Source organism: Nostoc sp. CENA543 (genome assembly GCF_002896875.1).
Lineage (GTDB): Bacteria > Cyanobacteriota > Cyanobacteriia > Cyanobacteriales > Nostocaceae > Trichormus.
In genome coordinates, this window is sequence record NZ_CP023278.1 from 5,574,889 (window position 1) to 5,593,845 (window position 18,957).

Genomic DNA, 18,957 nt, shown 5'->3' on the forward strand with positions numbered 1-18,957 from the left:
AGCTCAAATTTTTAAACGCAAAGTATCGCTGAGGTTCACGCAGAAGAACACTAATACCAATTCACAATTCGCAATTTGCAATTCGCAATTAAAAAACTTAGATGCAGCAAAACTTTCAGGGTTTACATCTGTATCAGGTTTTTCGTGAAATGGTATAAGAGGTGATTGGGTATATTTGCTTGGTATATTAAACTTGAATCTTTAGATTTTAATCCTTAACAATTACCAAACATTCTTTCTTTACTTTGGTGAGCATATCTTGAAAAGCCGGAGTGTAATTTCCTTGTTCATCTACAATTCTCCGTAGTGTGTAATTGGCGAAATTAGGAATAATGCTCAACCAAATATTTTTACGTTGCCAAATATCACCATTTTGAGAGTTTTCGTCTTGCTCCATAGTGGCGTTAATCAACCATATGGGAATTTTTATTCCGAAAACAAAGGGTATGGCTTGCGCCTTTTGTAGAGTTGCGTCTGTAAACTGAAGTTTGTAAGTTAATTTAGTTAGTTGCACTAACCACAATAATATCCATCCCCAAATTGAGTCGTCAAAAGTCCATTGCAAAGGTGCGTAAACAGACAGTAGCAAAGAGTATTTTTCCTCATCCCATTCTAAGTTATACATATTAATGCAATCATCTGGTGCAGGATTCCCATCCATGAAAAATACGCCCCTTAATACACTGGGTAATTTTGTTGCTTGGGTGGGAATCATCCAGCTAGCAATATCATCGAATTTTCTTTTTTCAACTGAATTAGTCATTATGAGTAATTTTGTTGATTGTTGATTGTTGATTGTTGATTAACTAGGGTTTTTGAGTGAATTCTTGCAGAACTAAATCATTAGGAGTAACGGCTGTAACGTTATCAAAATCCCATTTAGCTTCTGTTGATGATTGCCATTGATATTTTTGTAAAAGATGTAGACAGAATGTTTTAATGATGCCAATTGATAAGGATCTGCCGGGACAAATTCGCTCATGTCCGTGGCTATTCCACGATAAATTATCAGAAAAATCTCGCGTGATATCAAAACTATCAGGATTTTCGTATCTATTGGTATCGCGGTTAGCTGTGAAGACAGAACCAATTAACCGTGTTCCTTTTTGAAATGGGCATTTTGTTTCCTTAACGGTAATTTCTCCAGCTTGAGTGGCGAGTTGACTGACAAATCGCACGGGGGGATACAGACGGGCTGTTTCTAAAATTACTTTTTCGGTGAGTGTGGCATTTTCTAGGGAATATTTGTTGAATGTTTCTTGATTATTCCAGATAGTATTGACCTCAGAGATAACATGATTTCTAATATCTTCTTTGAGGGTAAGCACACCAATTACTGAACCTAATAACGCACTTGTCCCGGCTGTACCGGCAATATGAATCATGTCAAATAAGGTGTTACCAATTTGGTGTTCATTTAATTGATATTTAGAACCTGTCTCTAACAAAGCTGCCCATCTAGGAGATTGTTTATATCGCTCAATTAAATGCTGACGATGTTTAATAGTTGGGGCGGTTCTAAATGCGAGTAAATACTTGACGACGAAATTGGGCAAAGATGCGATCGCTATATCATTAACAAAACCTTTGGAAGCTTTAACCTCTTCTTCCGTTAATGTGATCTCAAACACCAGTCGGTGCAGAATCCTGATCAGCATTTCTGGCAAATCATTACCAATATGTAGTTCACCTTTTTTGGCTGCATCTGCCAAATTTTGATTGACTAGTTCTCCCAATAACTCTGATACTTCTAAAGGATCAGGCAAGGCTTCGGAGAATAACGCCCGCGCCCCTTGATGTTCTTGACCATTCATCCCTAAACTCAGGGGATTATTGAGCAGATAGCTAGGCGCAAGGATTCTAATGATGCCTAAATCATTACCCCTAAGTTGCGGTTGAGTCTGCATCAACTTTTTGACTTCCGAGAAAGAAGTATGAATAACAGCTTGATCTACGGCAAAAAATTTCTCTCCGATATTGTCTTTGCGGATATAGAGAAAATTCCGCCAGTTTCTTAGCATAACTGCGGCTTCTAGGTAATAGACAATTAACCGTAAAAATCTACCGATGGGGCTAGTATTACCGACTTTAGCCAGAATAGATGCAAGTCGGACTTGGCGATCGTGGGCTTTGAGGACTTTTTCTTGGAGTTGCATAATTTTTAGGGATTGGGGATTGGGGACTGGGGACTGGGGACTGGGTGGGCAGGAGGGGGCAGGGAGGGAGAAATGGGAGATTTTTCTCCCCCTTGCCCCCCGCACCCTGCACCAATTCCTCTTGTATGCCCCATGCCCAAATTTAGATATTGATGCTTTGAGGAATTTTTGAGGGTAGGAGATATTCGTAGGGTGGGCGATCGCTGTTACGCTTTTGGATGATGGTTTCGATCTCTTGTAAGTTCTTTTGGAACGATCGCAATAAGGGTTCGACTTTAGGATCAGCAAAATGTTGGGGCGGGTATTCCCCTAGTCTGTTGTAATAAACAGAACCTAGTAAGGCGAGTAGATTATATTGCTGTTGGGCTTGGTCTAATGGTGGTAAAAAGTTGAGATAGTCTTTTTCTGTAACTTCCCCTTGAAGAATGGAGGCGGGTAAATAACCTGCTAAGGGTACGGCTGGAGTATAACCCATGACATCTTTTTGGGGAAAGTTGACGGCGGCGTGTTGGACGCTGGCGGTAAAAATAATTAAGGTGACGGCATCAATTAAATATTCCCTGGTCTGAATTTTGCCATCTTCACCAAACTCTGTGAGGCGACCACCATCATAAGCCTGTACCTCTTTTGCCCAAGCTTGAATATATGCGTCGGCTTGAATTTCTTGGTCTGTGTGGTAGTAAATTTGAATGTAATCGGCAACCCATTGATGAATTGCATCCCACAGTAATAAACCATCATCCCGATAAGGATATACAGGTAAAAGATTGGCATCATCTACACCCCGTTGCTGGAATTGTTTCGGCAACATGGCATGATTAAAGCCATAGCTTTGCAGACCTAGCACAGTTAAGACACGAGAGTTATCAATAGTAGATGAAAGCAAAATATCTACCCCACCCAAAGGTGCAATTAGGGCGCGTTGGGCGGCATCATTAATGGCTAAAGTGCCTTCAAAATGGGGCGTGAGAAGCACGTAGAGGGGATGAGAATTGGGGAGTTGACGATGGGTAGCGATCGCAAAAATCCCCGCTAATAAATGTGTTCTGGCAAGGTGGGTAATTGGTTCGTGAAAGTTAGCATCAGCAATCTGGACGATGGCTTTAGCAATTAACCAAGCATATTCACTAGATTTTGGCGTGATGATGGGATTTTCCTTGGGGTTTTGACCGCATTGAATCGCCACTGGCTGTAATAGACGATTGGGGTTTGAGCCTGGAGGAACTGCAAACAGTGCTAAAGGTGCATAGAGATACTTTTGATAGCTGGGACATGAACCATTGAGTCCACCGTTGAAAATGCCATAGTCAGCTAGATAAAGTCTACCTTCTTGACCAGCCAGGGCAAGGGAATCATCACTACCCATGACGGCTTGATATTGTGCATCGGTAACGGGGAAGCGTTCATCTAACTCACTAACTCGCTGAATCATCACCGGATTGTAGCCAGCAACCCGCATATAGGCAAATTCAGCATCATTTTGGAAAGTTTTAGCAATCTTTGGCGGGGGAATTACGGGAAACAACTTTTGATAGTCCGCCAAACTACTCACATGGCCTGTGGGTTTTCCTTTGTCGAGGAGTTTAGTAATTCGTTGGAAGGAATCACTCAGAATTAAAAGCCCACTTTCTTTAATTAGCGAAAATAACAGATCGTCCAGTTCGTGAAAATCCGTAGAAAACCCCCGAATTAACAATTGGGGGACAATTTGCATAAATCGAGCAATTACACTGATGTTAGCTGGTATAGCACCTTTGAGAATAACTTCTAGAATAAAATTTCTGACATCATCACGAATCTTTTGCGAACCTCGATTACCTCTATTGGTAATCAAAATATTCACAAAAATTACTTTTAACTCTTTAGCCAGCAACAGCAACCATTGACGGGAGAAATCTTCCCCATCTGGTAGTTCATCCACCATTGCGATCGGCGGAATGTAGCTGTAGTTATACTTATATTGCTCTCTAGCTGATTCTAGATTGGAATTAGTTGTGGCACTAGTTAGACTATTTGTCATGAAAACTCCGCACAGCAAATTATTTCAACAGATTTTAAGATGGAATTACAAAGGATTTGTAAATTTACTTATGTAAGTAATCAGGTGATTTACCAAGTTTTACGGTTTTAAAGCAGGTTAATTTTATTAACGGGTAACAGGGAACAGAGAAATAGCTGGCAAAACCTCTCTACCTGATTTCCTCCCCTTTAACCCGAAAATTTCTTTCTACCACTGGAAATTGACCAAGTTAAAAGCAACTACAGGTATTATCTCAACGAGACTTGCCGCCGCAGCTTTTTTAAGGAAATTTTATGTATTGAGTTCTGAGCGAGAAATACTGTTAAGGTTAGTTAAAAGTTGAGTAGCTTCCTGACTCAGAAGTGCTGAATCCTCAAAAAACAAAGCAAAAGAACCATTGACTATTGACCATTGACCATTGACTAATAAAATCTTGGTGTGTAAAAAATACCAAGAGGTTATGCGAATTTCTACACAATATCGTCAATGGCTACTGATTTTCCTGTGTGTGATTGCACTCATAGCGGCTTGTACACCATTTTTGCTGGAAAAACGCAACCAGCCAGCCAGCCCACATAATGCAATTATCTTTGTTGCTGATGGTCTGCGTCCTGGGACTGTTAATAGTACAGATATGCCAACTTTGTCTGCAATCCAACAACAGGGAGTAAATTTTACTAACACACACTCATTATTTCCCACATTTACCACAGCTAATGCTTCAGCGATCGCTACCGGTCACTATCTCGGCGACACTGGCGATTTTAGTAATGTGATTAAAGTCAAAGCACCTGTAAAAAGTGCCAAAAATAGCCTAGTTCCTTTTTTGGAAAATAACGCTGTTCTGAAGGAGGTTAACCAACAGTTTGGGGCTAATTATCTGAATGAAACCTCTTTACTGGCGACGGCGAAAGCCGCAGATTTCAGTACCGCAGCCGTGGGAAAAGTCGGCCCTGTGTTAATTCAAGATGTCACCCAAGCCACCAGCACACCCACAATTATTATTGATGATGCAACTGGAACATCAACAGGAATTCCCCTCAGCCCAGAAATCACTACACTATTAACAAAAAATTCTCTCCCCCTCGCCACTCCAAAACGGGGTGAAAATGGTAAATCTGGAGATAAAGAAACCCCAGGGACAAAGGTAGCTAACACTATTCAACAGCAATATTTTGCAGATGTGACCACTAAAGTTATTTTGCCTTTATTTCAACAACGTCAAAAACCTTTTGTCTTAGTCTACTGGTCGCGTGACCCCGACGGCACACAACACAATCAAGGTGATAGCCTCAATCAACTGATCCCTGGTATTAATGGTGCAACTGTACAAGCCGCCAGGCAAAATGTAGACAAGAACTTGGCGCAAATTCAGACTGCACTCCAGGATTTAGGTTTAGCTGCTACTACTAATATATTCGTCACGGCTGACCACGGTTTTTCAACTATTAGCAAGGAGAGTAAAACCAGTTATGCGGCGAGTCTCTCTTATCCAGATGTCCCCTCTGGGTTTCTCCCCCCTGGTTTTTTAGCTATAGATTTAGCCCACGGCTTAAAGTTATCTTTATTTGACCCAGATCATCAAAATCATCCCATTAACCCCACCCAGGGACAACATCCGCAAAATGCAATTATCGGTCAACAACCCAACCAACCAGAAGTCATAGTGGCTGCAAATGGTGGTTCAGATTTAATCTACTTACCGACAGGAAATAAAGCCTTGGCAAACAAGATTGTCGAAGTGCTGCTACAACAAGATTATGTCAGTGGTTTATTTGTTGATGATGCTTTGGGTAAAATTTCTGGGACTTTACCTTTAAGTGCTGTGATGTTGAAAGGAACAGCACTTACCCCTGTACCTTCAATTGTGGTAAATTTCCGTTCTTTTGATACTGGTTGTGCAGAACCAACAGCCTGCGGTGCGGAAGTGGCGGATACTACTTTACAGCAGGGTCAGGGAATGCACGGAAGCTTTAGCCGTGCTGATACTTACAATATTATGGCGGCGATCGGCCCTGATTTTAAGTCAGGATATCAAGATTTAGCTCCCGTCAGTAATGCTGATGTGGCACCAACTTTAGCGCAAGTGCTACGTCTGAAGTTAATTAACAAAGGTAAATTAGTAGGTCGGGTGTTAAGTGAAGCTTTAATTGGTGGCGAGACAAATTTAAAATTTAGTACCAAAGTTTTAGAATCTCAAACGGCTGCTAATGGCTTAAAAACAATTCTCAAGTATCAAATTTTAGATGGTTTACGGTATTTTGATACCGCAGGATTTCCTGGTCAAACTTTAGGGGTAGAAAAAAGTTGATTGTTTTACGGGTGGGTTTAACTAAAATATCTGTTTGAGGGCGTGAATATCTGCCAAAACCCGCCACTAAGCTGTTGTGCTTTTGATTTGAATATTAATATTCGCAGGGCGCAAGGGAGAAAGTTTACAGCTTTTATCGACTAATGAAATTATGCAATTTATAGGTGTAACAGCTTACTGATTTTTGGTCTTTGATTTGACAAATTTTAGATTGTAAATTTGGGATTTTAGATTTAATTCAAAATCCCAAATCTCAAATTGGTTTCGCTTAAGATTTTTTGGGGGCTTTTACTTGTGCTTCTATTGTCACACTCTTCACGCCTGTAACTTCTTTAACTAATTTTTCAGCCTTTACCAGTTCTGCTTTAGAACTAGCTGTACCTTTAATGACAACTTCACCATTATTATTTTCGATGACTAATTTATTACCTGGTAAACCAGTCTCTAGCTTTTTGCCGATCGCGGTTTTCAACTCTGTGTCAGCTTTGCTAATTGCAGTTTTATCGGTGGTAGTTTTAGCTTTAGTATCTGCACCACTGATGGGCAGAATTGTTGATTTATCAGTAGATTTTGTAGTTGTGCTTGTTGTAGTTTTTTTAACATTTGCGCTGGGAGTATTAGTAGTATCCGCAGCATTTTTAGCACCCTCTTCACAACCAAAAGTCCCAATCAATAAGCAACCACTAATTATCAATGTAACTAGCTTTTTCATGTTTATCTCCTAATTAAACAACTGAGGCGGTTAATTAATGTGTGTTCGCTTGATGAGCAAAGGTTTGCAGCCGAGGAAAGTTGAAATTGGGAATATTTGCAGCAATCCCATATAGCTGTATCTAGCAACTTATTCGTCTGTTAATTATCAAAATCCGCAAGTTTATCAGGAAAGGTTAAAATTATCGGCAATCTCGTAATAATTAAAATATGAATGCGTAATTTAAGGTTTTTCTTGATATCTAAAAAGTCTGTTAAACCAAATAATTGTAAAAATAAAACCAATAAATTTACTGAGACATTTGTGTATAACAATCCTAATGTGATATCAATTAAACTATAAAAGCTAGAGGCAAGGCAAAATTCTTCTCCTCTAGCTTCTAATAATTTGATTATACTGAATTGGAATAGGTAGTATTGTTGCGAGATTCGGGAATAGGCTAAGAATCTAGGCTTTCAATCCAGAATCCAAAATCCAAAATCCAAAATTGGTATTACTCGTCTATTGATTGATTTTGACTATCTTTCCATCGTCCAGCTTTCTTTACTGCTTCAGTCAACAGATACTCAATTTGTGAATTTACACTTCTTAATTCATCGGCTGACCATTTCTCCAGTAGTTCATACAGCTTTTCATCTACACGTAACAAAAATCGTTTTTTTTGTCCCATTGATTAGTTATAAAGTGTGCCAGTATTAATAACAGGTTGGGCGGTTTGCTCAGAAGTTAACACCACCAATAAATTATTAATCATTGAGGCTTTGCGTTCATCATCTAAATCAATCATTTGTTCTTGACTCAGACGGTTCAAGGCTTCATTCACCATACCCACAGCACCTTCTACAATTTGCCGTCGTGCATCAATTAAGGCTTTGGCTTGTTGTCGTCTCAGCATCATTTGCGCGATTTCTGGCGCGTAGGCTAAATGGGAGAGTCTCGCTTCAATTACTTCTACGCCTGTGACTTCCAAACGGGCTTGGAGTTCTTTTTGCAGGGCTTGAGCAATTTCATCGGGAATTCCCCGCAAAGATGGTGTAGCTGTGTCATCGGTACTATCGTAAGGATAACGTATAGCTAACGCACGGATAGCAGTTTCACTTTGGATAGCCACAAATTCTTCATAGTCATCGACAGCAAACTTTGATTTAGCTGAGTCGAAAACCTGCCAAACCACAACTGCTGCTATTTCGATAGGACTACCTTCAGCATCGTTGACTTTGATGATTTTACTGTTGAAGTTACGCACCCGCAACGAAATCTTTTGTTTACTAGCAAAGGGATTTGTCCACCAAAAGCCCGATTCTCGGACTGTCCCCATATACTGCCCAAAAAATACCAACACTACGGCTTGATTCGGTTCAACGGTAAAAAATCCCGATAAGGACGGAATAACCACAATCAAAAGTGTAGCGGTCAACCAAGCAACTAACTCGGCAATGGTATCGTCACCACCGATGAAATCAGTAACTTTCAGTCCTCTGGCTAATAAAGCTTCTAATCCCGTAATTCTAGACCAAATATACCACCCTCCTACAAGGGCGATCGCTCCCACCACCGCCAACATGATAAAGCCGTTGACCTTGAACGCTGGAAATTCCTTGATTTTCTGTTCCATAGTTCTTCTCAACCCAGTTTTATATCAAAGTGATATCACGATAGTATCATAAGTCTAAAATTGCTAAATTTTCTGAAAAGGGGAACGGGCAAAAGTCAAATTCAGGAAATCTGGCTTGAGCTTGTGAAGTAAACGTATGATGTAAGCACTCTGCAACTAGAGGTCACGATTATGTAATGCCTTGGTTCAATCAAATTCTCAATCATTGCGAATGAACATAACTCATTCGTCAAACCTCTCTACGTCAGGATTTTGATTGCTTTTACCAAGGTATAAAGGTCATGGAACAAATCTATAAATATCCGCGTACCCATCACATCGAGGGTTCGCGGTTGCAACCTGGGGATGAAGACCTCGACAGTATCCCCTTTGCAACTATCAAAGAAAAGTATGTAGTAGTTGAGGAAAAAGTGGATGGTGCAAACGCCGCTATCAGTTTTACGGCTGATGGACAACTCCGACTGCAAAGCCGGGGACACTATTTAACAGGTGGTGCAAGAGAAAAGCATTTTAATCTGTTTAAGCAGTGGGCGTATACTCACACAGGCGCGTTTTGGGAAGTTTTGGGGAGTCGTTTTATTTTGTTTGGGGAATGGCTGTATGCGAAGCACACAGTGTTTTATGACGCTTTACCCCACTACTTTTTAGAATACGATGTGCTGGATTTAGAAAATCAAGTATTTCTTAGCACCAAACGCCGCCAGCAGCTACTAGCAGGACTACCACTAGTTTCTGTACCCATTTTGTTTACTGGTGAACTGCAATCCTATAAGCAATTGCTGGGTTTATTAGGTGAGTCTCACTATCAAACATCTGCATATCTAGAAAATTTCCGCCAGATTTGTCAACAACAGGGACTAGATGTCGAACGTTCTCTCAATCAAACTGACCAAAGTGCAGTGATGGAAGGTTTATACATCAAAGTCGAGCCAGGGGATACAGTAACAGCACGTTATAAATATGTGCGTTCCAGCTTTTTAACTACCATTCAACAATCTGATGGTCATTGGTTGAATCGTCCGATCATTCCCAATTTGCTGCGTTCTGATGTGAATTTATTTTGATTGGTTTGTAGTAAGGACTTTAGTCCTGAGAGATTTGAGGACTAAAGTCCTCACTAAGAACAAATGTTACTAGAATTTGAGGGAGAGAATATGAATTGGACTTTTCCCTATTGTCCAGATGCGGATGACTGGAAAATAGATTGGACAGGATTAGAAAGAGAATTTGATTGGTTGCGATCGCTCGCTGATTGTCCCCAAGATCCCCGTTATCATGCTGAGGGTAATGTTTTAGTTCATACAAAATTAGTGGGTGAAGCATTAGTAAATTTACCACAATGGCGAACTTTAGCACCCATAGCACGTTCAGTGTTATTTGCTGCGGCTTTACTACATGATGTTGCTAAACCCACAGCCACCCAAATAGAAACTGATGGTGCTATCTCCTCTAAAGGTCATGTCCTCCAAGGTGCGAAGATGACACAGTCAATTCTTTGGGATATGGAAGTTCCATTCCATGAACGGGAAGCAATTGTGGCTTTAGTGAAATACGGTAGCTTACCTTTATGGTTTTGGGACAAACCCAACCCCGAAAAAGCAGTGATTAAAACTAGTCAAATCATCCGTTGTGATTGGCTGAGTTTATTAGCTGAAGCCGATGTGCGGGGGCGATATTGTGATGATCAAGCCCAGTTATTAGAAAGGATTGCCTTTTTTCGAGAATATACCCAAGAAAACCACTGTTTTAACCAACCTCGCCCCTTTCTCTCAAATCACAGTCGGTTTATTTATTTTCAAAAAGAAAATATTCATCCAGACTATGCAGCCTATGATGATACTCGCTTAGAAGTGGTGATGATGTCAGGATTACCGGCGGCGGGGAAAGACACTTGGATTCAAGAAAATCTTCCTGACTGGCCAGTAATTTCTTTAGATGAACTCAGACAGACAATGAAAATTGCACCAGACGCAGAACAAGGCGCGGTGGTGAATGCAGCCAAAGCCGTAGCCAAAGACTATCTGCGGAATGGACAATCTTTCGTCTGGAACGCTACTAATATTAGCTGCCAGTTAAGAAGTTCACTAATTCGCCAGTTTGCCAATTATCAAGCAAAAATTCGCATTGTTTACCTAGAAGCACCTTGGAAGGAATTACTGACAAGAAATCGCGATCGCCCTGCTCAAGTCCCAGAAAAGGTACTCTATAAAATGAAAAGCCGTTTAGAAGTCCCAAACATCACCGAAGCACAGGTGGTAGATTGGATAGTTGAATCAAGGGGTGTAAGGGTGTAGGGGTGTAGGGGTGTAGAGTAGACAAGGTTGAATTTCTTGTGCAATGCCCAATGCCCAATGCCCAATGCCCCATGCCCCATTCCCAATTCCCAACTTTCAAATGATGATCATTGCTCACTTTCTGGCTATTTGTATAGGTGTGAGTTTGGGCTTAATTGGCGGTGGAGGGTCGATTTTAGCTGTACCCATCCTAGTTTATGTGCTGGGAGTGCCAATTAAGTCCGCGATCGCCATGAGTTTAGTAACTATCGGTGCTGTCAGTTTAATTGGCATCATTCCCCACTGGCAACAAAAAAATGTCAATTTTCAAACAGCCCTTTTATTTTCTCCTGGGGCAATGGTAGGTGCTTACATGGGGGCGCGTCTAGCTACTCTCCCCATAGTCACACCCACTTTACAGCATCTTTTATTTGTGGCGGTGATGTTTGTCGCTGCCTATGTGATGTTGCGTAATAGCCAGAATAAATCATCAGCAAATCTAGAGTTAGATGTCATTTCCAATGGTGTTGATGCACAACTGCTAACTGCTGAAGTCAATTCCTCACCTAGTATTTATGAACGTATTCCCCGATGGTTAGCAATTCCCACGGAAGGTTTTGGGGTGGGAATTCTCACGGGGCTAGTGGGAATTGGCGGTGGGTTTATGATTATCCCGACTTTAGTAATTTTGGGGAACACACCCATTAAAGAAGCCATTGGGACTTCTTTAGTGATTATGACCTTTAAGTCCATCACAGGCTTTGTGGGATATTGGGGTCATGTTCCCATAGATATTGACTTAATGCTGACCTTTACCTTAGCCGCATCTGTGGGAATGTTAATTGGTGCTTACTTAAGCAAATTTATCGCAGCACAGAAATTAGAAACAGGTTTTGCCTATTTTGTCATAGCGATCGCCATTTTCATGTTATTCAAATGGTGAAACTGTTGAGATTAGCACCCAACAGAGAAATTCCCATGCCCCATTCCCGCCTTTACCTCCGCACTACTACCAAAGTTCCTGGAGAAGCCCAATTAAAAAGCTTGCGGGCTTGTTTGACAGGTAAATTGACACAACCATGACTAACTGGAGTCCCAAAGCGGTTATGCCAATAAGCCCCGTGAATGGCATAGCCTTGGTAAAAGTACATGGCGTAAGGGACATCGGGAATATCGTAACCTTGTCCGCGCATCCGGTTAATACGGTATTTGGAATTAATTCTAAATTGACCTGTAGGTGTAGGTGTAGAACTTTTTCCCGTAGAAACGCGGAAAGAATATACTAATTTATCTCCTTCCCAAGCAAATAGACGCTGTGCTGATAAATCAATGACAATTCGTCTAGTTTGAGATGCTTCCTGAATATTAGAAGTGGCGATACTACTGCCATTAGCTAAAGCTGCTATGGCTTTGGGTGCATGAGGATCAGCTATGGTTGGTGCTAACCCAGATAGCAAAGCTGCCATCATAATCACTACACCAGTGAAGAGTTTTCCTGCGCCAAATCTTCCGTTATTGTGAATCCCATTTTGCATACTGCACCACCTTATTATCCTGCTAAAGTCATCAATTCCTAAGCTTTTGATTACGAAAAATTGAGGCTTCAAAACATGAAACTTGATGTTTCGGACTGTAGAGTGTTTTGAATGATTATCCAGAGAAAGCTAGGATTTACGCAGATTGCTGAGGCAGACAAACAAATTCTTTGTTCTATATTTCCCTTCATTTTCATTGATGCTCATTCCGGAAAAACATAGTGATTATCCTGCTTTGGATATATTCACAAAGATTTAAACAGTATGCAGGCAATTTGAAATTTTGGATTTGTAGAGACGACTTATGTAAGATATTCAAGTTGGAAAACAGATTTTTAAAACCCGCTTTTACTGTTTTGCTTAAAAAGCATATAAATAAATGAATAAAAATCATTAAACTGTGATTTTTTTCCCAATGTGGGGAATTCTAAATATAGGGAAACGCATCAACCACAGATGACTTTGACATGAGCAATTTATAAATTGCCGGAAATTGTAAGTAATCAGTAAATTAAGGTGGCTTAATGATGCAATGGCAACTGCTAAACTTGGTAGCAAGTTACACTCTCATTGTATTGAGCAGTATTTTGTGCTTTTCCGAAGTGAGTCTGGCTCATGTGCTAACCAATAATTCATTGAAAATTGCCCAGGCAGTGGAGAAAACAACCACAGCACAACAAGTTTATCAACAAGCAAAGCAACTATATGATCAGAAAACCGTAGCGGCTAGACAGCAAGCACTACAAAAATTTGAGCAGGCTTTAGACTTATATCGTAGAGATGGCGATCGCTCTTCACAGGCGGCAGTTTTGACATACATTGGCAAAATCCACTCAGACTTCGGAGAAAAGCAAACAGCACAAGATTATTACCAAAAAGCCCTGTCTATCTATCAACAAATAGGAAATAAATCAGGGGAAGGAACAGCTTTAAATAACATCGGTAAAATTTACTCAGAGTTGGGAGAAAGACAAAAAGCCTTAGATTACTATCACCAAGCCTTGCCCCTCAGACGACTAGTCAAAGATACAAGAGGTGAGGCAATTACCTTGAATAATATTGGGGTGATTTACGGCTATTTGGGAGAACATCAAAAAGCTTTAGAATACTACAATCAATCCCTACCCCTGAAAATGCAAGTAGGCGATCAAGCCAGTGCAGCTAATACTATCAATAGTATCGGCAAAGTCTACTCAGATTTAGGTGATGAGCAAACAGCCCTCGATTATTATCAAAAGTCTATACCTTTATACCAGCAAGGCAACGATAAAAGTGGCGAAGCAGTTGCCCTAAATAATATAGCTCTTGTCTACTCTAATCGAGGAGACCAAAAAGCAGCCCTCGACTATCACCAAAAATCATTAGCTCTATTTGCCATTGTAGGAGACAAATTAGGAAGTGCGATCGCCCTCAGCAATCTAGGCAGACTCCACCAAAAATTAGCACAACCGCAAAAAGCCCGTGATTATTTTCAGCAGTCACTCAACTTATTCAGACAACTAGGTAGTAAACACAGAGAAGCCCATAATCTCTATTACATCGCCTCTCTAGAACAGGAGCAAGGCAACCTCAAAACAGCCCAAACTCAAATTGCAACAGCCATCAAAATTGTTGAAAAACTCCGTAGCCAAATAGTTTCGCAAGAACTCCGCACCTCTTATTTTGCTACAGTCCAAGACTATTATCAGCTACAGATTGACTTGCTGATGCAATTACACAAACAACAACCAAATCAAGGTTACGATGCTCAAGGATTGCAAGCTAGTGAAAACGCCCGCGCCCGCAGTCTCTTAGAATTACTCAGTGAAGCGAACGCAGATATTCGTCAAGGAGTCAAGCCAGAGTTACTGGCTCAAGAACAGCAATTAAAGCAAAAACTTGATGTTTTAGAAGCCCAAAAAATCGAATTACTCAACCAAAACAACCCAGAAGCACAAGCCATAGAAACACAAATCACTGCACTCGTCGAACAATATCAACAAATTCAAGCCCAAATTCGCTCCACTAGCCCGCGTTATGCTGCTTTGACTCAACCCCAACCCCTATCATTGCCACAAATTCAACAGCAAGTTCTAGACGACAACACCTTATTACTACAATATTCTTTGGGAGAAAAACGGAGTTACCTTTGGGCTGTCACTAATAAAAATATATTTAGTTACGAATTACCAAAACGCCAAGACATTGAAACAGCCATCCAAAAATTTCGCCAAGACATTACTAGCCCATACCGCACAAATAGCCCCGCAATCAATAACTTATCTCAAATCATCCTTGCTCCCGTAGCCCAGCATTTAGGACAAAAACGATTAGTGGTAGTCAGTGATGGTGCTTTGCAGTACGTCCCCTTTGCTGCTTTGATGTCGCCAAATCACCCCAATAGTCAATATGAACCACTATTACTAAAGCACGAAATTGTTACCCTACCCTCAGCGTCAACATTAGCCATTTTGCGAAAAGAACAAACAGGACGGAAGCCCGCACCCAAAACTGTAGCTGTGTTAGCAGATCCAATTTTTAGAAATGATGATGAGCGTCTTGTAACTAAATCATCTCATTCGCCAACAAAAATGAATGACTTAGACAGTCTAGCCTTAAATAAATCTGTCAGTGATTCGTCTGTTAACTTTGAACGTCTTCGCTTTACCCGCCAAGAAGCCGAGGCGATTTTGGCACTTGTACCTAATCAGAAAGTTAAATCAGCTTTGGATTTTAGTGCTAGTCGAGAAACCGCTACCAATCAAGAACTGAGTCAGTATCGCATCATCCATTTTGCCACGCATGGCATTCTTAACAGCAAAAACCCCGAATTATCTGGAATCGTGCTGTCACTATTTGACCGTCAGGGAACACCACAGAACGGCTTTTTGCGCTTACATGACATTTTTAACCTCAACCTCAAAGCTGATCTGGTAGTTCTCAGTGCTTGTCAAACCGGATTAGGAAAAGAGATTAAAGGCGAAGGAGTAGTGGGTTTAACTAGGGGGTTTATGTATGCAGGTAGTCCGCGAGTTGTAGTCAGTTTATGGAGTGTAGAGGATCAAGCCACATCAGAACTGATGCAGACATTCTATCAACAAATGCTACAAGCCAAACTCAAGCCAGCCGCCGCCTTGCGAAATGCACAGATAGCAATTTGGCGTAAGCAAAAATATGCTGCTCCCTATTATTGGGCAGCTTTTACTTTACAGGGGGAGTGGAATTAAATCAATCCCAAAAAAAACCTGTGGTGCGAATACCGACACCACAGAAAGATTTTAAGACAAAATTTTAGTCATATCAAGCCAACAAACCAGGTCATGGCAATTCAATTTATCGGAAAAAGTTAGGTTTAAAGCTTTAGCGTAGCGGGACGTTAGTCCATTGCGAATTGCGAATTGCGAATTGCGAATTGCGAATTGATTTTATCGTTTCTTTTCTAGTGCTTGCAGTAGTTTGATCACATAAGATTCTAATTCTGCATTACGTTTTTGCGTAGATTCAATAATTGGTAAGCTATCTGGGAAATTAATTACAGAGTTACCTACTTGTAAACCCAGAGGTTTTAAATGTCCTCCTGGTGCAAGATATTGAAAATCAACTGGTGGTTTGTGAAAGGTGTTAAGAAACCAATCAACTGTTGATTTAGCGAGTTTATCTGTTTTAAATTGGATTAGTCCTAATAAATTAAATAGATTAGTTTCTTGAATGAGAGCAAAAGTTTCTTTAGGGTTAGGATTAACACCTAAGCCTAATTTATCAATAATTTTTGCTAGAGGTTTGGGAATTGCGCTGTCAGTACCACTATTGACAGGAGCTAACAACACGGATGTTTGACCTTTAATAAATAAGCTAGAAAAGATATTTTTTTCCTCTCCCACATAGTAACTACTTAAGTTATTTGACTTTTCCTTTTCCTGGCGTAATTCATAGATTAGGTTTTCAATATCTGAGAGGATGCGCTGAATTTTACGCTCGATTGCAGCTTTATCTGATGTATCGCTGCTTTTGACAACAATTTGACGAATAACTTTTTCTAGTTCTTTATGGTCTTCAGGTAAGGCGGTAAAACCTTCTAAAAGAGCAATATATTTACAGCCGATACTATGACCAATCCAAGAAAAATTTGTATCTTTTAGATAGACCTGATAGTCATAGTTAGCTAATTGAGCCATTCTGACTAACTCAGGGATAATTTCGTATTGTTCTTTAATCAAAAATCCCGCTTCTACATAATGGTTAAACGTAAAATTAAATGGAAGGAGAATTATAGTGTAGCCATTTTTAAATAGAGATTCCAGCAAATAACGGTAGAAAAACATGGGGAAAAAAGTTCCAAAGAAAGCCCCACCAATAAACTGAATTACCCCTTTAGGTTGTGGATGTAATGCAACCCAACTATGGGAAACAGGCTGAAATCTCATTTTTGCAGTCATAATTTTTTATACCGATATCTGAACAAGGGATGATACAGCACCCAGCTTGACAGTTCCGGAAATTTCCACCTGAAGAGAGAGGTTATTTTAACGTTAGTTTACATACGGATGTTCGCATAGGGCATGGGGCATAGGGCATAGGGTAAGAATTTCTACCTTGTCTACCTTATCTACCTTGTCTACCTTGTCTACCTTGTCTACTACCGACTTACTTCCAAAGGTAAGAAAATAGTCATCACTTCACCGTACTCTGGACGTTGACGGACGATTAACTTACCACCGATCGCCTGAAATAAATGTTTGGTAGCTGCTAAATTCAAGCTAATTGTACCTGTTTCTGGTTGGAACATTAACAACTGTCCCAAGGCTTTGCGGATGGGGGGTGTGGTGGCTTGATTGGTTTCTGGGCAGAGGCTTTGGGGTGATAGTTGTAACTTGAGTTGATCACCTGCGGGGATAACATGAACTTGGATATGACTCCCAGGGGGTAAACTGCGGGTAAAATTCTCCATTAAGCCGGTGAGTACCCGATCTAGCATGGCGGGATTACTTACCACCGTGGGTAATTGCTGCGGTAAGACTACATCTAAAGTTAAATTACGGCGGTGTGCTGCTTGTTGCCAACGGGGAATGCTTTGATGCAGCACTTGATCAAGAGACATGGGAGTTAAATGTGTAATTCCAGATTTCGCAGTTGCACTTGTTTCTAGTTCTGCGGCTTTAAATAACAACTCCATGCGATCAATTTGCTCGGTACACTCATGATCGATAATTTCTAAGCGATTGATCACAGTTGTGGGTAAATCCCGCCGTTTTAACAGCAGGCGTGTCATCGTCCGAATGGTGGTGAGTGGAGTACGGACTTCATGAGCGAAAGCTTGGAGTAATTCTACGTCGGGATTTGTATTTGGAGTGCTTGCGGATTGGGTATGGGAAATTGGACATTGGGGAAACTCTTCTCGGATTCCTTGTCCCCATTCCTTGGGTTCTTCTTCTGGTAATTCTTGCAGAAGGAATTGACTAAATTGAAACGCAGTACGGTAATCAGGCGGTACTGGAGGATAGTTAGCGATTAATGAGTCTAATTCCGCAAAATAATCGGGATTAGTTAGCATCACTCGCGCACCCAAGGCGCGCCATGCTTGCTGCACTACTTCCGGTTCAAAGGCGAAAGCAAAGGATGAAGAGCCGTTTTTGTGGGTAGCTAAAACGAGAACTAAGCTAAATTTCTCGGTAAATACTAAACAAAACTGTTCTGCTGCTAGGGGATCGGCGGGTAGTAGGGGGAGAACCGACTCACCAGGAGGGGTGGTTTCTGGACAAATTGCGATCGCTCCTGGCATATTAAATGGCATTAACGCCAAGGGATTAAACGGCTTGGCGGTAAAAGTTACCGTCTGCAATCTTTGGGTAAGGGTTGGCTGACTAAATAACGGTGCGGGTGCAGCTAAAACCAGTCCCAGGGTTGCATCGGACGTGGTTTTGGCTAAAGTTTCGATGAGCAAATGTTCTATCGCTGCTAGACTCATACGCCATTGCTGCTCTGCTTTGGTCGGTGAGCCTTTTGCTACAATAGATCCACTTTCGGCTAACACTTCACTCAGACTTGGCAAGATCCATTCGTACACAGACTTTCACCTCTTGGTTCAAGAGCGACTAGCAGCTTTGACGTTTCAAGTTTCACTACTATTTAGAGGTTATAGTTATTTAGACTCTAGCAACAGTCGTATAACCGAACAAGTTAGGCGCGATTTCCCCTATCATACGTCACTGTTATGGTTGCGAGATTTAAGAACAGTCCAGAACTTATACACAGAGGGGTTATCTGTTAAGAAGGGGTGTAAGGGGGGTGAGCGAAAAAAGGTGTGGGGAGTGTGGGGAGTGTGGGGAGTGTGGGGAGTGTGGAGAGTAATTTTCTGG

14 protein-coding genes are annotated in these 18,957 nt (G+C 41.0%); 5 read left to right on the forward strand and 9 right to left on the reverse strand.

Annotation, left to right across the window (positions count from 1 at the left end; genetic code table 11):
- Nucleotides 1-208: 208 nt before the first annotated feature.
- From CLI64_RS23280 to CLI64_RS23290, 3 genes are all read right to left on the reverse strand, one after another.
- Nucleotides 209-763 (reverse strand): hypothetical protein, encoded by a 555-nt coding sequence (locus CLI64_RS23280; protein ID WP_103139449.1) that lies wholly within the window; start codon nt 761-763, stop codon nt 209-211.
- Between the two features lie 43 nt (nt 764-806).
- Nucleotides 807-2,156: a cytochrome P450 gene (locus CLI64_RS23285; RefSeq protein ID WP_103139450.1), complete on the reverse strand. Its 1,350-nt coding sequence runs from the start codon at nt 2,154-2,156 to the stop codon at nt 807-809.
- Between the two features lie 142 nt (nt 2,157-2,298).
- The gene (locus CLI64_RS23290) at nt 2,299-4,176 is read right to left on the reverse strand and encodes a lipoxygenase family protein (RefSeq protein WP_103139451.1); all 1,878 of its coding nucleotides are present in this window, start codon (nt 4,174-4,176) and stop codon (nt 2,299-2,301) included.
- A 418-nt stretch (nt 4,177-4,594) separates the two neighbouring features.
- On the opposite strand from CLI64_RS23290, the gene CLI64_RS23295 reads away from it, so the two are divergent.
- A complete protein-coding gene (locus CLI64_RS23295) occupies nt 4,595-6,487 on the forward strand; it encodes an alkaline phosphatase family protein (protein ID WP_225977417.1) in 1,893 nt (630 codons plus the stop codon).
- 268 nt (nt 6,488-6,755) lie between these two features.
- Here CLI64_RS23295 and CLI64_RS23300 read toward each other — a convergent pair whose 3' ends face one another.
- The 3 genes from CLI64_RS23300 to CLI64_RS23305 all read right to left on the reverse strand — a co-directional run bounded on the left by CLI64_RS23300 (nt 6,756) and on the right by CLI64_RS23305 (nt 8,814).
- The gene (locus CLI64_RS23300; RefSeq protein WP_103139453.1) at nt 6,756-7,199 is read right to left on the reverse strand and encodes a BON domain-containing protein; all 444 of its coding nucleotides are present in this window, start codon (nt 7,197-7,199) and stop codon (nt 6,756-6,758) included.
- A 493-nt stretch (nt 7,200-7,692) separates the two neighbouring features.
- Nucleotides 7,693-7,869 (reverse strand): Arc family DNA-binding protein, encoded by a 177-nt coding sequence (locus CLI64_RS30950; RefSeq protein WP_157943315.1) that lies wholly within the window; start codon nt 7,867-7,869, stop codon nt 7,693-7,695.
- Nucleotides 7,870-7,872: 3 nt separating this feature from the next.
- Nucleotides 7,873-8,814 (reverse strand): SPFH domain-containing protein, encoded by a 942-nt coding sequence (locus CLI64_RS23305; RefSeq protein ID WP_103139454.1) that lies wholly within the window; start codon nt 8,812-8,814, stop codon nt 7,873-7,875.
- A gap of 281 nt (nt 8,815-9,095) precedes the next feature.
- On the opposite strand from CLI64_RS23305, the gene CLI64_RS23310 reads away from it, so the two are divergent.
- The 3 genes from CLI64_RS23310 to CLI64_RS23320 all read left to right on the forward strand — a co-directional run bounded on the left by CLI64_RS23310 (nt 9,096) and on the right by CLI64_RS23320 (nt 12,030).
- Nucleotides 9,096-9,878 (forward strand): RNA ligase family protein, encoded by a 783-nt coding sequence (locus tag CLI64_RS23310; RefSeq protein ID WP_103139455.1) that lies wholly within the window; start codon nt 9,096-9,098, stop codon nt 9,876-9,878.
- Between the two features lie 90 nt (nt 9,879-9,968).
- The gene (locus CLI64_RS23315) at nt 9,969-11,108 is read left to right on the forward strand and encodes an AAA family ATPase (protein ID WP_103139456.1); all 1,140 of its coding nucleotides are present in this window, start codon (nt 9,969-9,971) and stop codon (nt 11,106-11,108) included.
- 64 nt (nt 11,109-11,172) lie between these two features.
- Entirely contained in the window at nt 11,173-12,030 is an 858-nt protein-coding gene (locus CLI64_RS23320) for a sulfite exporter TauE/SafE family protein (RefSeq protein WP_225977418.1), read from the forward strand.
- Nucleotides 12,031-12,082: 52 nt separating this feature from the next.
- On the opposite strand, the gene CLI64_RS23325 is transcribed toward CLI64_RS23320, so the two are convergent.
- The gene (locus CLI64_RS23325) at nt 12,083-12,622 is read right to left on the reverse strand and encodes a L,D-transpeptidase (RefSeq protein ID WP_103139457.1); all 540 of its coding nucleotides are present in this window, start codon (nt 12,620-12,622) and stop codon (nt 12,083-12,085) included.
- Between the two features lie 524 nt (nt 12,623-13,146).
- On the opposite strand from CLI64_RS23325, the gene CLI64_RS23330 reads away from it, so the two are divergent.
- The gene (locus CLI64_RS23330; RefSeq protein ID WP_103139458.1) at nt 13,147-15,828 is read left to right on the forward strand and encodes a CHAT domain-containing protein; all 2,682 of its coding nucleotides are present in this window, start codon (nt 13,147-13,149) and stop codon (nt 15,826-15,828) included.
- A gap of 198 nt (nt 15,829-16,026) precedes the next feature.
- Here the strand turns inward: CLI64_RS23330 and CLI64_RS23335 are convergent, their stop codons facing one another.
- Nucleotides 16,027-17,037, reverse strand: coding sequence for a DUF1350 family protein (locus CLI64_RS23335; RefSeq protein ID WP_103139459.1), 1,011 nt, complete (start codon nt 17,035-17,037; stop codon nt 16,027-16,029).
- 200 nt (nt 17,038-17,237) lie between these two features.
- The gene (locus tag CLI64_RS23340; protein WP_103139460.1) at nt 17,238-18,665 is read right to left on the reverse strand and encodes a sensor histidine kinase KdpD; all 1,428 of its coding nucleotides are present in this window, start codon (nt 18,663-18,665) and stop codon (nt 17,238-17,240) included.
- Between the last annotated feature and the right edge of the window lie 292 nt (nt 18,666-18,957).